The 18,173-nt window shown below is 64.5% G+C and carries 12 protein-coding genes; 9 read left to right on the forward strand and 3 right to left on the reverse strand.

The features are described 5' to 3' along the window. Nucleotides 1-77 precede the first annotated feature (77 nt). Nucleotides 78-3,146: a pullulanase-type alpha-1,6-glucosidase gene (gene pulA / locus JOD47_RS03725; RefSeq protein WP_204532052.1), complete on the reverse strand. Its 3,069-nt coding sequence runs from the start codon at nucleotides 3,144-3,146 to the stop codon at nucleotides 78-80. 146 nt (nucleotides 3,147-3,292) lie between these two features. On the opposite strand from pulA, the gene JOD47_RS03730 reads away from it, so the two are divergent. From JOD47_RS03730 to JOD47_RS03745, 4 genes are all read left to right on the forward strand, one after another. Then, on the forward strand, nucleotides 3,293-4,324 hold the full coding sequence (locus tag JOD47_RS03730) for a LacI family DNA-binding transcriptional regulator (protein WP_204532054.1): 1,032 nt from the start codon (nucleotides 3,293-3,295) through the stop codon (nucleotides 4,322-4,324). Between the two features lie 174 nt (nucleotides 4,325-4,498). Further along, nucleotides 4,499-6,670, forward strand: a complete 2,172-nt coding sequence (locus JOD47_RS03735) for a S9 family peptidase (protein WP_204532056.1) — start codon at nucleotides 4,499-4,501, stop codon at nucleotides 6,668-6,670. 141 nt (nucleotides 6,671-6,811) lie between these two features. Beyond that, nucleotides 6,812-8,125 (forward strand): serine/threonine-protein kinase, encoded by a 1,314-nt coding sequence (locus tag JOD47_RS03740; protein ID WP_204532058.1) that lies wholly within the window; start codon nucleotides 6,812-6,814, stop codon nucleotides 8,123-8,125. Next, nucleotides 8,122-8,874, forward strand: a complete 753-nt coding sequence (locus JOD47_RS03745) for a hypothetical protein (protein ID WP_204532060.1) — start codon at nucleotides 8,122-8,124, stop codon at nucleotides 8,872-8,874. Before JOD47_RS03740 ends, JOD47_RS03745 begins: the two co-directional genes overlap by 4 nt. A gap of 62 nt (nucleotides 8,875-8,936) precedes the next feature. Here JOD47_RS03745 and JOD47_RS03750 read toward each other — a convergent pair whose 3' ends face one another. Further along, complete coding sequence (locus JOD47_RS03750; protein ID WP_204532062.1) at nucleotides 8,937-10,799, reverse strand: gamma-glutamyltransferase family protein; 1,863 nt, start codon at nucleotides 10,797-10,799, stop codon at nucleotides 8,937-8,939. 175 nt (nucleotides 10,800-10,974) lie between these two features. Here JOD47_RS03750 and paaI point away from each other — a divergent pair, with 175 nt between their 5' ends. From paaI to JOD47_RS03775, 5 genes are all read left to right on the forward strand, one after another. Then, on the forward strand, nucleotides 10,975-11,451 hold the full coding sequence (paaI, locus tag JOD47_RS03755) for a hydroxyphenylacetyl-CoA thioesterase PaaI (protein WP_204532064.1): 477 nt from the start codon (nucleotides 10,975-10,977) through the stop codon (nucleotides 11,449-11,451). Continuing rightward, nucleotides 11,448-12,779, forward strand: coding sequence for a phenylacetate--CoA ligase PaaK (gene paaK, locus JOD47_RS03760; protein ID WP_204532079.1), 1,332 nt, complete (start codon nucleotides 11,448-11,450; stop codon nucleotides 12,777-12,779). The genes paaI and paaK overlap by 4 nt, the downstream gene beginning before the upstream one ends. A gap of 54 nt (nucleotides 12,780-12,833) precedes the next feature. Further along, nucleotides 12,834-13,439: a TetR/AcrR family transcriptional regulator gene (locus JOD47_RS03765; protein ID WP_204532080.1), complete on the forward strand. Its 606-nt coding sequence runs from the start codon at nucleotides 12,834-12,836 to the stop codon at nucleotides 13,437-13,439. A gap of 53 nt (nucleotides 13,440-13,492) precedes the next feature. Further along, nucleotides 13,493-14,323, forward strand: a complete 831-nt coding sequence (locus JOD47_RS03770) for a DUF427 domain-containing protein (RefSeq protein ID WP_204532081.1) — start codon at nucleotides 13,493-13,495, stop codon at nucleotides 14,321-14,323. Nucleotides 14,324-14,498: 175 nt separating this feature from the next. Then, a complete protein-coding gene (locus JOD47_RS03775) occupies nucleotides 14,499-15,956 on the forward strand; it encodes a pectate lyase family protein (RefSeq protein WP_239548000.1) in 1,458 nt (485 codons plus the stop codon). An 85-nt stretch (nucleotides 15,957-16,041) separates the two neighbouring features. Here JOD47_RS03775 and paaZ read toward each other — a convergent pair whose 3' ends face one another. Further along, the gene (gene paaZ, locus JOD47_RS03780) at nucleotides 16,042-18,126 is read right to left on the reverse strand and encodes a phenylacetic acid degradation bifunctional protein PaaZ (protein WP_204532082.1); all 2,085 of its coding nucleotides are present in this window, start codon (nucleotides 18,124-18,126) and stop codon (nucleotides 16,042-16,044) included. Nucleotides 18,127-18,173: the final 47 nt, after the last annotated feature.

Genomic DNA, 18,173 nt, shown 5'->3' on the forward strand with positions numbered 1-18,173 from the left:
ACCGGCGCAGTCCCGGGACGCGCGAAGGGCCGGAACAGCACGCTCTGCTGTTCCGGCCCTTCGCTGCCTGGTTGTTGCTACTTTGCCTCGAACACCGCCACCGTGAGCGGCGGGACGGTGAAGCTGCCCGCTGAGGGGTCGAAGGACGCACCCTTCACCACATCATCCGAGCCGTCGCGCTGCACCGGATGCAGTCCGAAGGACTGCCCTTCCGCTGCGGGAACCGTTTGGGTAACGGTAGCGTCAGACGCATTGAAAACGACGACGACGCCGGTCCGCTCGCTATCCATGTCCGGTCCGGTGGTGTCGTCAATATGCATCACGATCACGCCCGGAACCTGGTCGGGACCGCCCGTGGGGAACGACACCTTCTGCTGGACCAGCTCGGCCGTGCCCAGGTGGAACAGCGGCGTGCTCTTGCGGATTTCCAGGAGGGACAGGGCCTGATCGCGAGCCGTTGCAATGTCCTCCGGCGCGGGCTTGAGCGCAGGGTCCGCCAGCAGCGGCTTCATGAACTCATACTTGTCCGCGTTATCCGCACGCGGCGGCAGTCCACGGGCAAAGCCGTTGTCGGTGCCGGTGTGGTCCAGGAGGTTGAACCAGTCGCCGGAGTCGTAGCTGTTGCGGTCCAGCGACTTGCTGCGCAGGGCCTCTCCCCCGGCATGCCAGAAGGAAATGCCCTGTCCGAAGGCCGTGGTGCTGAGTGAGAGCGTCTGGAACCGGATGCGGTCGGCCATGGACGTTCCGGGCGCCAGCTTGAACGCGAGGCTGTCGAACAGTGTCTCGTTGTCGTGTGCCTCGACGTAGGTGATGGCTTCCTGCGGATCGGCGGTGTAGCCGGCGGGGCTGCCGTTGTAGTCGACGTCGGCGCCGGTCACCTCCGCACCGGTGCGGTCAATGAACGTGTAGTCCCGCAGATTTCCGGTCAGCCCCACCTTGATCTGGTCCTGGTTGAGCAGCAGGCGGGCACGCTGCTCCTCGGGCGTGCCGTTGACCTCCGCGCCGTTGGGCTGGGTCCAGAGACCGGAGCCGAAACCCTGCACGCGGGGGTCCTCATCGAATGGTCCGCCGCCGCGCACGGCGTCGCGAAGCCTGTCGTTGAAGGTTCCGATGCCCGTGCCGGCCATGTTCAGCTGGGTGGCCTGCTCGAAGCGCGCATTGTTGGCCACCTCGCCGAAGTTCCAGCCCTCACCGTAAACATAGATGCTCTTGCCGTCGACGCCGTCTTTCTTCAGAGTCAGTTCATCGAGGGCGGCGCGAACATCGAGCATGTTCTGCTTGCTGTGATGGCCCATCAGGTCAAACCGGAAGCCGTCCAGCTTGTAGGTGCGCGCGAGAGTCACAATGGAGTCCACCATGAGCTTGCCCATCATGGCGTTCTCGGTTGCCGTATTGGGGCAGCAGGTCGAGGTCTCGACAGCACCGCTGGTGGGGTTCAACCGGTGGTAGTACCCGGGCACGATGCGGTCCAGATTGTTGGTCGAGGTCTGGCCCGCGCCTGCGGTGTGATTGTAGACGACGTCCTGAATCACCCTCAGGCCCGTACTGTTCAGGCCCGCCACCATGTCGCGGAATTCGCGGATGCGGGTGGCGTCCTCGGGGTTGGTGGAGTATGAGCCTTCCGGCGTGGTGTAGTGCAGCGGGTCATAGCCCCAGTTGAAGCCGTCCTTGCCCGCGACGGCGGAGACACAGGCCTGCTGTTCCTCGCTGTCAGGAGCGAAACTTTCCAGATCACACTTCGGCTCGGCCTGGACGTCGCGGCGCTCCTCAATGGTTCCGATGTCGTTCACCGGCAGGAGGTGCACGGCGTTCAGCCCGGCGTCCGCCAGGTCTGCCAGCCGCTTCATTCCATCGCTGTCCGGTTCCGCGAAGGCTGCGTACGTGCCGCGGCGCCCGGCCGGCACCGTGGCGTCGGAGATCGAGAAGTCCCGGACGTGCAGCTCATACAGTGAAAGGTCTTCGGGCTGCGCAAGGGCTGGCTTCTCGATCGACTTCCAGCCGGGCGGCGCCAGCGCCGGATCCGCCAGGTCCACAATCAGGCTGCGCTCGGAATTGGTGGAGAGGCCCACACTGTAGGGGTCGGTGACGAGGTTGCGCTCCACTGCCCCCGTTTCCGGCACATACACCTCCACTTCGTAGAGGTAGTAGGCGTTTTTCCAGTCCTTCTCGCCGAGAAGGGACCACACGCCGTCGTGCCCTTCTTTCAGGGGAACAGTGGCTATGGCCTCGCCGCCGGATCCCTCGCGGTACAGGTGAAGTGTGACCTGGCGGGCAGTCGGCGCCCACAGGTCGAAGCTCGGGCGCGGGCCCTTCCAGCTCAGACCGAGGGTGCGCTTGAGGGCCTTCGGGTACAGCGCATCCAGCACGCGCGGGATCTGCACGCCCGTGGCCTGCAGGACCGTTCCGTCGGCAGCGAGCTGCGCAACGAGCAGCTCGCCCTTGAGCAGGTCCTTCGCCTGGCGTGCGGCCTTCTTCGGAAGGGTCAGAGTGTCGAAGGATGCCAGGTGCGGAGACGTGGCTGCCAGCTCGGCGCCGAGTGAGTCGGAACTGCGTTCCAGGTCGATGTACTTTCCATTCGGAATGGCGCCGTCAACCACTTCCAAACCGCCGTTGGGTCCGTAATAAAGGCGGTAGGACGCGCCTTCCGGGGCATCCGTCAGATCCCACGCCAGAACATTCGGCGCCAGCCAGTGCGCTGCAGCGCCGGACACCAGCGAAGCCGGAACGTCGCTGGTCATCACATGGGTGCTGTGATCGTAAGTGAAGGTGATCTGCCCTCCCTGGGATGTCAGCGCGATATCGGCTCCACCCGCCGCGCCGCCGTCGCCGTAGTTCTCGGTCCAGGTGCCGTTGAGGGCTGCTTTGTAAGCGTAATCGCCGGCCGGAACATCGAACGTGCCGCTATAGGTGCCGGGCGAGCCTTCGACTTCGGTCAGGGCCGTGGCCGTGCACTCGGGCTGCCAGTCGCCGGGGCATCCGAGCTCGGACTGGAGCGAGCCCACGAGGGTGACGGACGCAGGCAGAGCGCTGTGGTCGGCGAGCGCCGGAACAGGCAGCAGACTGACGAGCAGCGGTACGGCAAGGACACCGGCGGCCAGCCCGGCGGCGCGCCGTCGGCCGTGGTGAACAGATGGTGGGGTGAGCATGGATCCTCCTCGACGTGCTTCAGTGCACGTGCGGTTTTGGTAGTAGGCGCTTCTCACCCTAGAAAGCAGTCGCCGACCGGTCAAGAGTTTGCTGAAAGTTTCATGAAAATTTTCATCGAGCCGTTCCGGCCGGATACGATGGAAAAGTGACTCTTCCTCCACCGACCGACAAGCCCCGGCTGGAGGATGTAGCGCGCCATGCCGGAGTGAGCGTGCCTACGGTTTCGCGAGTGCTCAATGGGCGGAGCGGGGCGTCGAGGGAAACGCGCCAGGCCGTACTGACCGCCATGGATGACCTCGGCTATGAACGGCCCGACCGCCTATCGGGCAGAGCCAAGGGGCAGATCGGCATTGTGGTGCCTGATTTGGTCAACCCGATCTTTCCCGCCTTCGCGGGCGCGATCAGCGCTCTGGTGGCTCCGAATGACTACATCCCCGCGCTCTGCACGCTGCCGGGCGGCGGGGTTCCCGAGGACGAGTACGTGTCCCTTCTCCTGGATCAGGGCGCCCGTGGCCTCATCTTCGTGTGCGCCGCCCACGCGGACGGCCGTGCAAGCGTTGAGCGGTATCAGCGGCTGCGTGCGCGCGGCATCCCCTTTGTGCTGATCAATGGAACACGGCCGGAGATTGATGCCCCGGCAATTGCCACTGACGATTCCATCGCCATCCAGACCGCCGTCCGCCACCTTGCCTCGCTGGGGCATCGGAACGTCGGCTTCGCCACCGGCCCGGAACACTTCATCCCCAGCCGCCGGAAGGCGGAAGGGTTCCGTGCCGGCGTGAAACAGCAACTCGGCCAGACCGATCCGTCGACACACACCGCCGTCACCATGTTCAGCATCGAGGGCGGCCACAGCGCCGCCGTCGAGCTGCTGGACTCCGGCCACACCGGCATTGTCTGCGCGTCCGACGTCATGGCCCTCGGCGCAATTCGCGCCGCACGCTCGAGGGGGTTGCGCGTACCGGAGGACGTGTCGATCGTCGGATTCGATGACTCACCCCTGATGGCCTTCACCGACCCACCGCTGACCACCCTCCGGCAGCCCGTCTCAGCCATGGCCGAGGCCGCCGTCCAGGCTCTGCTCACGGAACTCTCCGGCGAACGCAGCAGCCGCACCGAGGTCTTGTTCGAGTCGGACCTGATTGTCCGGGGATCCACCACGGCCGCTCCCGGCTGACATTTCGCCTGACCTTTACAACCCGTACGATTTCTCGCAGGTTTGCCTCGCGTCCTCCTCCAATCATCGGCGTGTTCCGCGGCGACACGCACCTGCTCGGTCGAAACCTGCACGGAATCGTCGAGCGCAGGCGGCCCCGCCGGCAGGCGCACAAGGTTCTGGCAGGATGGAGCCATGACTCTCACCCCTCCCGTTGCCAAGAAGGTCCCCACCGAGCGCACCCACCACGGCGAGACCGTGATTGACCCCTACGAGTGGATGCGCGCCAGGGACAGCGCCGAGGTCATCGGGCATCTCAAGGACGAGAACGCCTACACCGAGGCAGTCACCGCCGGGCAGGAACAGCTTCGCCAGGACATCTTCAGCGAAATCAAGAACCGCACGCAGGAAACGGATCTTTCCGTCCCCGCCCGCAAGAAGGACTGGTGGTACTACTCCCGCACCGAAGAGGGAAAGCAGTACAGCATCCACTGCCGGGTGAAGGCGGCAGATACCGGCAATGTTGCAAGGGACTGGACGCCGCCCGAGGTGGTGGCCGGCCGGCCCGTCGAAGGCGAACAGGTACTCATCGACAGCAACGCGGAGGCTGAAGGCAAGCCCTTCTTCTCACTGGGCGGCCTCACCGTCAGCGAGGACGGGAACCTGCTGGCCTTCAGCGTGGACAACGCCGGGGATGAACGTTTCACCCTGCGGATCAAGGACCTGTCCACCGGTCAGCTCCTGCCCGACGAGATCCCCAACGTCTTCTACGGCCTGGCGTTCTCACCGGACGGAACCCAGGTGTTCTACACCGTCGTCGATGACAGCTGGCGCCCCTACCAGGTGAAATCGCACCGGCTCGGCACCGCCGTCGGGCAGGACGAGCTGGTCTACCAGGAAGACGACGTCGCCATGTGGACCGGTTTCGACCTCTCCGCCGACCGCACGCAACTCCTCATCGGCATCGGGTGCTCGGAATACAGCGAGTACCGCGTGCTGGACCTCGAGAACCAGGAGGCCGGCCTCACCACGCTGATTCCGCGCTCGGACCGCGTCCTCTATGAGCCGGAACCGCTGCGGATCGAGGGCCGCCTGCACTACCTGCTCACCCACGACCGCGGCGCGAAGAACTCGATGGTCAGCCTCGTGGACGCGGAGCAGTTCCAGCGCCCGCTCACCGAGCAGGAGTGGTTGCCGGTGATCAGGCACGACGACGCCGTCCGCGTCCACGGTGCCACCGTCACCGCGACGCACGTCCTGGTTTCGGTCCGCAAGGACACCACCATGCGCGTGCAGATCCTGCCCCGGGAAGGCCTCGGCACGCCGGCACAGCCGGTGCCGCTCGAGCCGGCCTTCGACGAAGCCCTGTACACCTGCAACCTGGCCGGCGCCGAGTTTGAATCCCCCGTGATCCGGCTTTCCTACGCCTCCTACTTCACTCCGCCGCGGGTCTATGACTACCTGCTCGACGGCGGTGTACTCACCCTGCGCAAGGAGACTGAAGTGCGCGGCGGGTACCGCTCGGAGGACTACGTCGCCGAGCGCCAGTGGGCGACGGCGGCGGACGGCACGCAGATCCCGCTCTCCGTCCTTCGGCGCCGGGACCTGCAGCAGGACGGCAGCAACCCGGCCGTTGTCTACGCCTATGGCAGCTACGAAATCAGCATGGATCCGGCGTTCTCCATCTCGCGCCTGTCACTGCTTGACCGCGGAGTGATCTTCGTCGTCGCGCATATCCGCGGTGGCGGGGAGATGGGGCGCACCTGGTACGAGAAGGGGAAGAAGCTCGAGAAGAAGAACACCTTCACGGACTTCGTCGACGCAACCACTCATCTGGGCGAGTCAGGCTGGGTGGATTCGGGCAGGATTGCCGCTATCGGCGGTTCCGCCGGCGGGCTCCTGATGGGTGCCGTGGCCAACCTGGCTCCCGAGAAGTATCGCGCGATTGTGGCGCAGGTTCCGTTCGTGGATGCCCTGACCACCATTCTGGATCCCGAGCTTCCCCTGTCCGCACTGGAATGGGAGGAGTGGGGCAATCCCATCACGGACGCCGAAGTCTACCGGTACATGAAGGAATACACCCCATACGAGAACATCCGCGCGGCCGCGTACCCGCGAATCGCTGCGGTGACCAGCTTCAACGACACCCGGGTGCTCTACGTGGAGCCGGCCAAATGGGTGGCGAGGCTGCGCGAGGAATCGACCGGCAGTGAGCCGATTGTCCTCAAGACGGAGATGGACGGCGGCCACGGCGGCGCAAGCGGGCGGTACGAGCAGTGGAAGGACGTCGCCTGGGATTACGCGTTCGTGGCTGACGCATTGGGCGCCACCAGGGTGCTTTCGGGGGCGAGCAGTATCGCGGGGTGAATCGCCGGGATTTCCGGGTGCTGTTGCGATCCTTCAGCGCCAGGGCTCCGAACACCCCATATGGAAAATACAGACGTGGCAGGAGCTCTGGCCTGCGTCCCGCGGCGGACAACGGCAGCCCGGCGTCGGTATAGTTGACGGATGGACAGCAAGGGTGCCGGATCGGCACATGCTGCGACGACGGTGGGAGAACCCGACTCCCAACCCGACCTCGGCTTACCCCAGATCCTTGGCGGGCGGTACAGGCTTGACGCCCTCCTCGGTCAGGGAGGCATGGCCTCAGTGCACAAGGCGCGGGATGAAGTGCTTGACCGGGATGTGGCAGTCAAGGTGTTTCACACCGGGTCGATCAAACCCGAGGACGAGGCGCGCCAGCGGGCGGAAGCCCAGATTCTCGCGGGGCTGAACCACCGCAACCTCGTTACCGTTTTCGATATCGGCACTGACACCTCGGACCTCCACCACCGCACCTTCCTGGTCATGGAGTTGATCACGGGCCAGGATCTTCATCGGACACATTTCCATGCACCTCTCAGCGCCGAAGAGACGAAGGCCATGGGAAGGGGCGTGGCCCAGGCCCTGGCCTACATTCACAGCCAGCGGGTGATTCACCGCGATGTGAAACCGGCCAACATCCTCCTCGGCACCAGCGGCAATCCACACCGCGCAGAGAACCCCAAACTCACAGATTTCGGCATAGCCCGCCTCGTGGAGGAAGCCCACCTGACTGCGACGGGTCAATCCGTCGGCACCGCCGCGTACTTCAGCCCCGAGCAGGCCGAAGGCCTTGCGGCCACGGCTGCCAGCGACATCTACTCCCTCGGGCTGGTGCTGCTTGAGTGCCTCACAGGCGAGACGCCCTTCCCCGGTCCGGCGGCGGCGTCAGCAGCCGCGCGTCTTCATCGCGATCCGGTGATCCCCGCATCGCCGGACAGCGACTGGGGTCGGCTGCTCAGGGACATGACGCATCGGAATCCGGCAGCCCGCCCGTCGGCGGAGGATGTTGCCCGCGCACTTAGTGCACCATCCATGACAGCGGGCGGAACGGCCGGGATTAAGAAGGACTCGACGGCAGCATCGCAACCCCCTACGGAGCCACAGGAGCACATCCCGCACCGGCCGGACCCGCAGCCGACTACGGCGCAACAACCGCTGCAAAATTGGCGCGGAGCTGCGCTGCAAACACCCAACGACGACGGCGGCAAGGAGGGCGACGATGAGTGGCCGGTAAATGCCCACTCAACTGAGCCCGCAGCTCCGCAGAGGCGGAGAAAGCCCCGCGCGCTCCGATGGGCGCTGATCGCACTCGCAGCGGCCCTGACGCTCCTGATTGCAGTGGTCATCCTCGTACCCGTCCTGATGTCCGGAACTGACTCCGAGACCGTCAACTACCCTCCGGCACCAGGAGAACTCGGTGTCCTCCTCGAAGAATTACAGGAAAGCGTGACCCCGTGACCACGAAGAGAACTCGCCGGTACGCTGCAGCGGCAGCGCTGGCTGTGGCCCTGCTGAGCGGCTGCAGCCTCGCTCCGGACTACGGTGCTGCCGCCTCGCGGCAATTACAGGCCGACGTCCTGGAAGTTACGCAATTGTCTGTCGACGGCGATTTCACAGAGGCACAGGATGCGCTGGACAGTCTCAGCATGCGTCTGGCGACGCTTGGTTTCATCGGCGCGGTCGAGCCTGCACAACAGCAACAGATCGAAGAAGCGATAGCCAATCTCCGGGCGTACTTCGAACGCGCATTGCGCGACCGCACACCCTCTGCTCCAGCCACGCCTCCAGAACCAGCGACGCCGACACCGGACCAATCACAAAGAGAACTCCAACCGGCGCCGCCCGCACCGGGCCCGGTACCGCCGCCCGCACCGGCTCCGGCTCCCGTTCCGGTTCCGGTTCCCGACACATCAAGTGCGCCCGAGCCGGATCCCGCACCCGCGCCTGACCCTGTCCCCGACCCAGCGCCGAGCCAGGTTCCCGAACCCGACCCCGAACCCACTGAGCCTGCCCCCGTTGAACCCCCTCTCCCAACGACGCCGGTGCCCGCTCCGACCCCTCCCGGCCCGTCAGCGCCGGCCGTGCCGGAACCTCCGCTTCCGTCCGCACCGGCCATCGGACCACCGACAAGTCCCGCTCCACCGGCAAGCCCTGAACCACCAGCGTCATCTGTTCCGTCAGCGCCGCCGGATTCATCAGCCGCGTAGGGCACGGCGAACGTTGCGCGTCCCCGTTCCCGCTTCGCCGGAGACACCGCCCCGGCGCACGATCACTGGCCGAGGGGAAGGACGACGCCGCTGGCGGTCTCGTTGCGCGGTTCGGCTCCGATTCGGGCAACAGTGCCGTCCTCGGTGATCTCGAGGATGTTGGCGGTGCCGAAAATTCCCTGGCCTACTGCGATGTTGTGTCCGCGTGAGCGCAATTCAGCGATGGCGGCGGGCGCGAAGCTTGTCTCCACGTGCAGGATGTTGTCCGCCGGGTAGGGGAAGATCGATTGCGGGAATGACGTGCTGACGAAGCGGGGCTGTGCAACCGCTTCCTGCGGAGAAAGACCGAAAGCCACGACGTTCATGAACTGCTGGAGCTGCGCCTGCGGCTGGGTATCGACGCCGGTGTTCCCGCCCAGCAGGTACGGCCGGCCGTCGCGCATCACCATGTAGGGGTTGGACGTGTGCCGCACGGTCGCGCCCGGAGCGACCACATTCACGTTCTCCGGGTCCACTGACATGAACTTCATGCGCTCGTTGATGTGGATACCGGTCTCCCCCACCACGAGGAATTGCCCGCCGAGGCTGGTGGTGATGGCGGCGGCGTTGCCCTCGCTGTCCGTGACATGGAACGTGGTGGTGTCAGTTGATTGGCGGTCCAGACCCGCTGCAATCGGCCACTCCGCGGCCGTGTCCATATCGATTCGGGTGCGCTGGGCTACGGCGTAATCATCTGAGAGCAGTTCGTCCACCGGCACGTCGGTACGGTCAGGGTCGCCGACATACGCGAACCGGTCCGCATAGGCGAGCTTCACTGCTTCGACCTGCCGATGAATGACATCGGGATCGGAGGGCGACCTGCCCGACCAGTCCTCCGTCTTCAATATGTTCAGCGCCATCAGCATAGCGATGCCCTGGCTGTTGGGCGGGTTCTGCAGAACCTGCAGCCCACCGCCCCAGTCGATGGAAATCGGATCCACCTGCTCCGCCTCGTAGCCGGCGAAATCTTCCAGGGTGAAGTAGCCGCCGAACTCGTCGGAGTACTGCACGATCGCTTCGGCCAACGGTCCCCGGTAGAAATAGTCGCGGGCGGCCTGGATACCGGCCGCGTGGGATGCTGCCGCGTCGCCGGCGGTGGCGGCGCCGTCGTCGTAAGCGGTTGCAAGCGCTTCGAGGGTGTCGGCGAGGTCAGACTGGGTGACAGTCTGGCCTGTGGCAACGAGGCCGCCGCCGCGCAGGTACAGCTCGCTGAGCTTCGGAGAGTTCCGGATGTTCTGTTCCTGCAGGGTGAGCCAGAAGGTCATCTCGCTGCTGACGGGATAGCCGGCGCGCGCCGTTTCGATCGCAGGGGCCAGGACCTCCCGCAGCGGCAGGTTCCCGTGGTCCCGCAACCAGAGCATCCAGCCGTCCCAGGCACCGGGCAGGATGGCCTGGTGAATGCCATATTCACCGGCGCGGGGAGTGTAGTCCTCGAGCGTTGCCTTGCTGCCTACCGGCCCCACAGCGTTGAGGCTGGTGACGTCCTGAATGCCGGCGTCGTAATAGAGCGCCCAGGTGTCGCCGCCGAGCACGCTCGAATAGAAGGGTTCCACGACGCTCAGCACGGCGGCGACCGCGACTGCGGAGTCCGCTGCCGACCCGCCTGCGGTAAGGATCCTCGCGCCGGCGTCCGTAGCCAGCGAGTTCGACGAGACGACGGCTTCGACGTGCTGATCCTGCGGCGGCTCCGGGCTGGTGGAGGACGGTGAGGGGCTGAGGAGGGACGGTGAAGGCGACGGCGTTGGCGTCTCAGGCGCTGGTAGGGAGGCTGGTTGGGAGGCTGGCGCTTCGGCGGCGGGAGACGGTGCTTCCTGAGCTGTGCAGGCTGTCAACGCCATTCCGGCGCAGAGGAGGGCGGCGAGGGACCGGCGAATCGAGTGTCGCAAGCGCGTACCCCTTTCGATTCAGGGACGCTGTGCCGAAAGACTAGCACCGTGACTCCGTTTCTTCACCTGTTTTCCACCGGCATCATGAACGCCACAATGCCTTCATCTGCTTGACAGTTACGGCGGTTCCGGTATTACCTAATGAACGATCGGTAAATAATTCTGAGAGGCCTGTATGAAGGACACTGACGTCCGCCCTGCGCACCCTATCCTCGAACAGGATCACGCCTCCCACTGGCTGGGAATCGAAGTGCTCCGCCTCGCAGACGGGCATGCGACCATCACCATGCGTCTACGCGAGGAAATGCTCAACGGCTTTGGGATCGCGCACGGCGGCATGGTCTTTGCCTTCGCGGATTCCGCCTTCGCGCTGGCCTGCAATCCGCCCGGCGAGACGGAGACGATCACCGTTGCCTCCGGCGTCGACATCAACTTTCTTGCCCCCGCTTTCCCGGGCGATCTGCTGACCGCGGTCGCTGACCGAAAAGCCTCCGCCGGCCGGAGCGGCCTCTATGACATTTCCATCACTGCCGCGAACGACGACGGCGACACCCGCCTGATTGCCGAGTTCCGCGGCCGCTCGCGCACCGTTCCCAATAAGGCCGGCCGCGATGCTCCATCCACGAACCAGCCCGAGACGAGGACCTCATGAGCACTACGGCCATCAAGGCGACGGCAGCGGATGCAGCCACCTTGGACCCGGAGGAAAGCTATGACCGGGGGCGCATCGAGGAACTCCAGCTCGAGCGGCTGCAGTGGACGGTGAAGTACGCCTACGAGAATGTGGACCTTTACCGCCGCAAGTTCGACGACGCCGGCATCCACCCTGAGGACCTTCGCGAACTCTCCGACCTGGCCAAGTTCCCCTACACCACCAAGGAAGACCTCCGGCAGACGTACCCCTTCGGGATGTTCGCGGTTCCGCAGGAGCGCGTGGCCCGCATTCACGCGTCGTCGGGCACCACCGGGCGGCCCACGGTTGTTGGTTACACTTCCGGGGATCTCGACCGGTGGGCGTCGCTGGTTGCGCGGTGCCTGCGGGCCAGCGGTGTCAAGAAGGGCGACAAGGTGCACAACGCCTACGGCTACGGGCTCTTCACGGGCGGACTGGGCGCACACTTCGGAGCGGAGAAACTTGGCTGCACCGTCATCCCGATCTCCGGCGGGCAGACCGAGCGCCAGGTGCAGCTCATCCAGGACTTCGAGCCGGATGCCATCCTCAGCACCCCCACCTACCTGCTCACCATCCTTGACGCGATGGTGGCCGCCGGCGTTGATCCGAAGGCTACGTCCCTCAAGACTGCCGTACTGGGTGCGGAGCCCTGGACTGACCGGATGCGTATCGAGCTTGAGCAGCGCATGGGATTCGACGCGTGTGACATCTATGGACTGTCCGAGGTGATGGGCCCCGGCGTCGCGGGTGAATGCGTCGAGACGAAGGACGGCTCGCACATCTGGGAGGATCACTTCCGGCCAGAGATTATCGATCCTTTCACTGACGCAGTGCTCGACGACGGCCAGTCCGGTGAGCTTGTCTTCACCTCCCTCACCAAGGAGGCGCTGCCGATCATCCGGTACCGCACGCATGACCTGACCCGGCTGCTTCCCGGCACTGCCCGCCCCGGCATGCGCCGGATGGACCGGATCACCGGGCGCAGCGACGACATGATCATCCTGCGCGGTGTGAACCTCTTCCCCACGCAGATCGAGGAGATCGCGCTCCGCATCCCTGCGCTCAGCCCGCATTTCCAGCTGGAGCTCACTCGTCCCGAGGGACAGCGGATGGACCAGTTGACCATACGGATTGAGCCGCGGGAAGGCGTAAGCGCTGACGATGCTGCTGCGGCCGCGTCCGAGCTGAGCGCGCAGATCAAGATCCACATCGGTTCAAGCTGCGCGGTGTCCGTCGTCGAGAGCGGGTCCCTGGCGCGCTCGAGTGGGAAGCTGAAGCGGATCTACGACCTGCGGCCGAAGGTGTAGCGGCATGGTGCACAGCGTCCATTCTGACCGAACGTTCATGCGAAAATAGCCGGTATGCCCAGCTCACAGGCCGCTACCCGCCGCGGACGTCCCGGATACGATCAGCAGACTGTCCTCAACATCGCCGTCGATGTCTTCAACCGGCACGGCTACGAGGCCACGTCGATGGGCGTCCTTGCGGAGAACCTGGGCATCAGCAAATCGGCGATCTACCATCACGTGCCGTCGAAGGGCGATCTGCTGCGGCTCGCGCTGGACCATGCGCTCGGCGGCCTCGAAGCCGTACTGACGCACGCGAATGCAACGTCCGGCAAGGCGGACCAGCGGCTAGAGTACGTGCTGCGCGGCACCATTGCGGTGTTGACCGAGCGGCTTCCCTTCGTGACGCTCCTGCTGCGGCTGCGCGGCAATACGGAGGTTGAGCGCGAAGCCCTTGAGCGTCGTCGTGCGTTTGATCATCAGGTGGCGTCGCTGGTCGAGGCTGCGCGGTCCGAGGGCTCCATCCGCAAGGACATCGATCCGCGGACCACGACGAGGCTGCTGTTCGGCACAATCAACTCGGTGGTCGAGTGGTACAAGCCCGGGGGTCCGCTGACGCCCCAGAAGCTCGCCGACGACGTCATCGCCATGGTCTTTGAGGGGCTGCACCACCACGCCTGAGGCTCGTGCGGTAGGACCTTGACTGATCGCCGACCTAAGCGGACCCTGATGCTATGGTTGCGAAACTGTCCGGGGTAATGATGGGCCTCCTGTCAGAGCTGCGGTACGAACCCATTGCCAAGCGGATCCGCGGCCACGTCGATGGCACTGCCGTCGTCGATACTCACCGGGCACTGCTGGTCTGGGAACCGAAGCGGGTCACGCCGATCTTCGCCGTGCCCGAGGATGAGTTGAAAACCGAGTTGATCCCCGGCAACGCTGATCAAGCCGCCGCCAGGGAATATCCGATCGCCATCATGCTCGACGCTCCGCCGGCGCTTGACCCCCGCACCTCATTCAGTCGCCACACGACGCCCGGCACCCCCTTGACGTTGCGAACGGGCAGCACCATTTTGCCAGGGGCAGCGTTCCGCCCCGATGACGGCGCTTTGGCAGGCTATGTCCTTCTCGACTTTGATGCGTTCAGCTGGTACGAGGACGACGAAGAGATTATCGGGCACCCACGCGACCCATTCCACCGCATCGATGTCCGCCGATCTGCTGCACGGGTAAGCATCCAACTGGAGGGCATCACACTCGCGGAGACTGCTCAAGCCTGCCTGCTGTACGAAACGTTCCTACCACCGCGTTTCTACCTGCCGCCGGAGGACGTGCGGCTCGACCTGATGGAAGCAAGCACGACGACGACGGTCTGCCCGTACAAGGGCAAGGCGAGCTACTACTCCTACCCTGAATCACCCAAGGGTCAGGACATCGCGTGGCAGTACGACTCGCGCTTTCCGGACGCAACACAGATCCACGGACTGGTGTGCTTCTTCGACGAAAAAGTGGACGTGACAGTGGACGGGCAATTGCAGCGAAAGAGCATCACGCCCTGGTCCTAGCCTCCCTGATTCATCATCCCGATCGGTCTTTTATCTCTTGGGCTCTTGACTCCGGGCCCGGTCTCAACAAGGCTAGAGAAGCGGTCTCAAGAAAACGTTTTCTCGCGCGGAGGGAAGCTCTCCCCCGCTGATCCCGCATGCCCACCGCTCACCTCAGAAGAAGGAATCAATGACGATGCCTACCCAGATTCACGTTCGTCCCACGCCCAGGGTTGCCGCCCTCGGAGTGAGCATGCTCCTCGCTGGAACCTTGCTGACCACCGCCCCTTCTACCCCCGCCACCGCTGCAGATTCGCTCCTAGGAACAGAAGCCGCCACCCTCGGCTGGGCAACATCGAACGGTGGAACGAATGGAGGTGCAGGGGCGCCGGATGAAAGCACTTACGTGGTGTCCGACCGTGCGGAACTTATCGATGCGCTGGACAACAACGGATTCCCCGACGCACCGAAGATCATTTACGTCGACGGCACTATCCATGGGAACGAGGCAGCAAACGGTGAGTTGCTTGAGGCAGCGGACTACGCACCGGGTTACGACATACAGAAATATCTCAGCTGCTTCACCTCGGAGGGGTGGAGCGATTCAACTCACAATTATTGCGGTCCACAGCGCCGACTCCGTCAAACGGGCAGTAACAATCTGAAGAGACAGATCGAGACCAAGATACCGAGTAACACGACACTTCTGGGCGTTGGCGAGAACTCAGGATTCACTTCCACCAACATCATGCTTCACGTCGACACGAATATCGTGATCAGGAACCTGACCTTCGAGGCTCCCGTGGACCATTTCACCTCCTGGGACCCAAACGACGGCGAGGAAGGCTCCTGGAACGCACGGTTCGACGCAATGTCCTCAGTCACGGCCAGCAACATCTGGGTGGATCACGTAACCTTCACCGACGGACGCTTTCCTGACATCGCTGCCGCCGAAGGACCGAACGGAAAACCCATCAACTTCCATGACGGGCTCTTCGACATGAAGGACGGCACCGACTTCGTGTCGGTCACGAACAGCCGCTTCGAGAACCACGACAAATCCATGCTCCTAGGCTCGGGCGATGACAACGCAGATACCGACGCCGGCCGCTTGAGAATCACCATCGCCCACAACCACTTCGACGGAACAGCTCAGCGGTCACCACGTGTCCGATACGGAGCTGTGCATGTTCTCAACAACTACTACTCGGGCAAGGTGAATGATCCGGTTTCGCCCCTTCAGTCAAGCGCGAACGGGGGCCACAGTTACTTCATCGGCTTGGGCTATGAATCCCGAATCGTCTCCGAGGGAAATGCCTTCGACTACGTAGGGCCGGGTGCCGACGAGTCGATCATTGTCGCGAACTGGAATGCAACCCGATTCGTCGATAGCGGCTCCTGGTTCAAGGGACAGCCAACGGACGTGAACGCGCTGGCATCCGCCGGTTACGACAGCACTTCGGCTACGGCAGTGGCAGAAGCGGACTCGAAGGGCGCCGAAGCGCCGGCCTGGGCACTTGCCGGATTCAGCACCGACGTGGGCTGGTCACCTTCGGCTGAGTACAGCTACGAAGCTGTGTCGAGCTACGCGGCAGTGAAATGGCACGGCAAGCATGCCACGGGAGCAGGAATCATCGACATAGCAGCTCCCTGAGATGAGTGTGCGGCGTGCGCGCCCGGTCGCCGAGTGCACGACCAGGCGCCACGCCGCATCCCACAGGCGCGTGGATAGCGCCCGGCTACTTCTCCACGAGGGTCAGGACGTCGTACGTCGCCACGATCTCGTCGTTCTGGTTGGTCAGCACCGCGTCCCAGGACACTTCGCCGTACTCCTCGTCCTCGCGCGGCGTGATGCGCTTGGCGGTGAGGGTCACGCGAATCGAGTCACCGGCAGCGACGGGCGTGATGAACCGCAGGTTCTCCAGGCCATAGTTCGCCAGCACGGGCCCCGGAGCAGGCTCGACAAACAGCCCGGCTCCCCAGGACAGCAGCAGGTACCCGTGCGCCACGATGCCCGGGAAGAAGGGGTTCGCCGCCGCCGCTTCCTCGTTGGTGTGCGCGTAGAACTTATCGCCTGTCTCGTTCGCAAACGCGGTGATGTCTTCCAGGGTCACCTGGCGCAGGTCGGAGCGCACAGAGTCGCCGATCCGCAGCGTCGCGAGGTTCTTCCGGAACGGGTGCTCGTCGTCGAAGTTCCGGTCAGCTCCGGTGTGCCAGACGCCGGTCACCGCGGTCAGCATGTTCGGCGACCCCTGCAGTGCCGTGCGCTGCATGTGGTGCAGCACGGAACGGATGCCGCCGAGTTCCTCCCCGCCGCCCGCGCGGCCCGGTCCGCCATGCACCAGGTGCGGCACGGGCGAACCGTGTCCGGTGGAGGAACGCGCATCCTCACGGTTCAGCAGCAGCACACGGCCATGGTGAGCCGCGATACCCATCACCAACTCGCGCGCAATGGCTGGATCGTTGGTGCAGACCGTCGCCACAAGCGAACCTTCACCCATGGCGGCCAGCCGTACGGCGTGTGCAGTGTCGTCATACCCCACCACCGACGCCACGGGGCCGAAGGCCTCCACCGTATGAAGTTCAACCGCGTCGGAGTTCTCCCAGGTCAGGAGCACCGGAGCCATGAACGCGCCGTCCTCGGCGACGTCCACGGTGCCGTCAGCGTGGGTCACACGCGGAGAGTCGAGGGTTCCGTAGGCAAGCTCGCCGCCCGCTGCAAGCATGGTTTCGACGGCGGCGCGGACGTCCCGCATTTGCCCGACCGAAGCGAGCGCACCCATGGTGACGCCCTCGGCGCGCGGATCACCCAGCGTGATGCGCTGCTCGATGCGGTCGCGGGCGGCAGCAACGACGTCGTTCACGAGGGCCTTCGGGACCAGCGTGCGGCGGATGCTGGTGCACTTCTGCCCCGCCTTGACCGTGATTTCGGTGACGAGTGACTTGATGAACGCGTCAAACTCGGGAGTGCCGGGCACGGCATCCTCGCCAAGGATCGCGGCGTTGAGGGAGTCGGTCTCGGAGGAGAAACGCACGCCGCCCGTCGTCACGTTCTCGTGGGACTTCAGCTTGTTCGCCGTCGACGCGGAACCGGTGAACAGCACCAGATCGCGGTAATCAAGGTAATCGAGCACGTCCCGGGCAGGGCCGGAAATAAGCTGCAGCGACCCGGCGGGCAGGATGTTGGACTCGATGATGAGCTTCACGACCGCGGCCGTCAGGTAGCCGGTGGGCGTCGCCGGCTTCACAATCGTCGGCACACCGGCCAGGAACGCCGGCGCAAGCTTCTCCAGCAATCCCCATACCGGGAAATTGAAAGCATTGATCTGGACTGCCACGCCCGGAATGCGCGTGTAGATGTGTTCGCCAATGAAAGAGCCGTCCTTCGACAGCACCTCCACAGGACCGTCGATGACAACCTGCGAGTTGGGCAGCTCCCGCCGACCCTTGGAACCGAAGGTGAACAGGACGCCAATTCCGCCGTCGATATCGACCATTGAATCGACCTTCGTGGCGCCTGTCCGTGCCGATAGCTCATACAGGTGCTCCCGCTGCCCGTTCAGGAACTGGGCGAGCGCCTTGAGCTTCAGCGCGCGCTGATGAAACGTGAACTTTCCCAGCTCACCCTGGCCGGTGGTCCGGGCATAATCGACGACGTCGGCAACGTCCAGCCCGCTGGTGCTCACCATGGCAAGCAGTTCGCCGGTGCTGGCATCCCGTACTTCAGTAGCGTTGTCCTCGGACAACGTGTGCTGGTCAGGCGTCCACCAGGCGTCGCGGATGAAGCTGGGGACAATGTCCACGCTGAGGGCGGTCGAAGTCATCGTTGACCTTTCGCGTTTGGGAGCTCGAGGAATAGGGCAAACATTAC

It is taken from the genome of Arthrobacter tumbae (assembly GCF_016907495.1).
In the GTDB taxonomy this organism is placed as follows: domain Bacteria; phylum Actinomycetota; class Actinomycetes; order Actinomycetales; family Micrococcaceae; genus Arthrobacter_D; species Arthrobacter_D tumbae.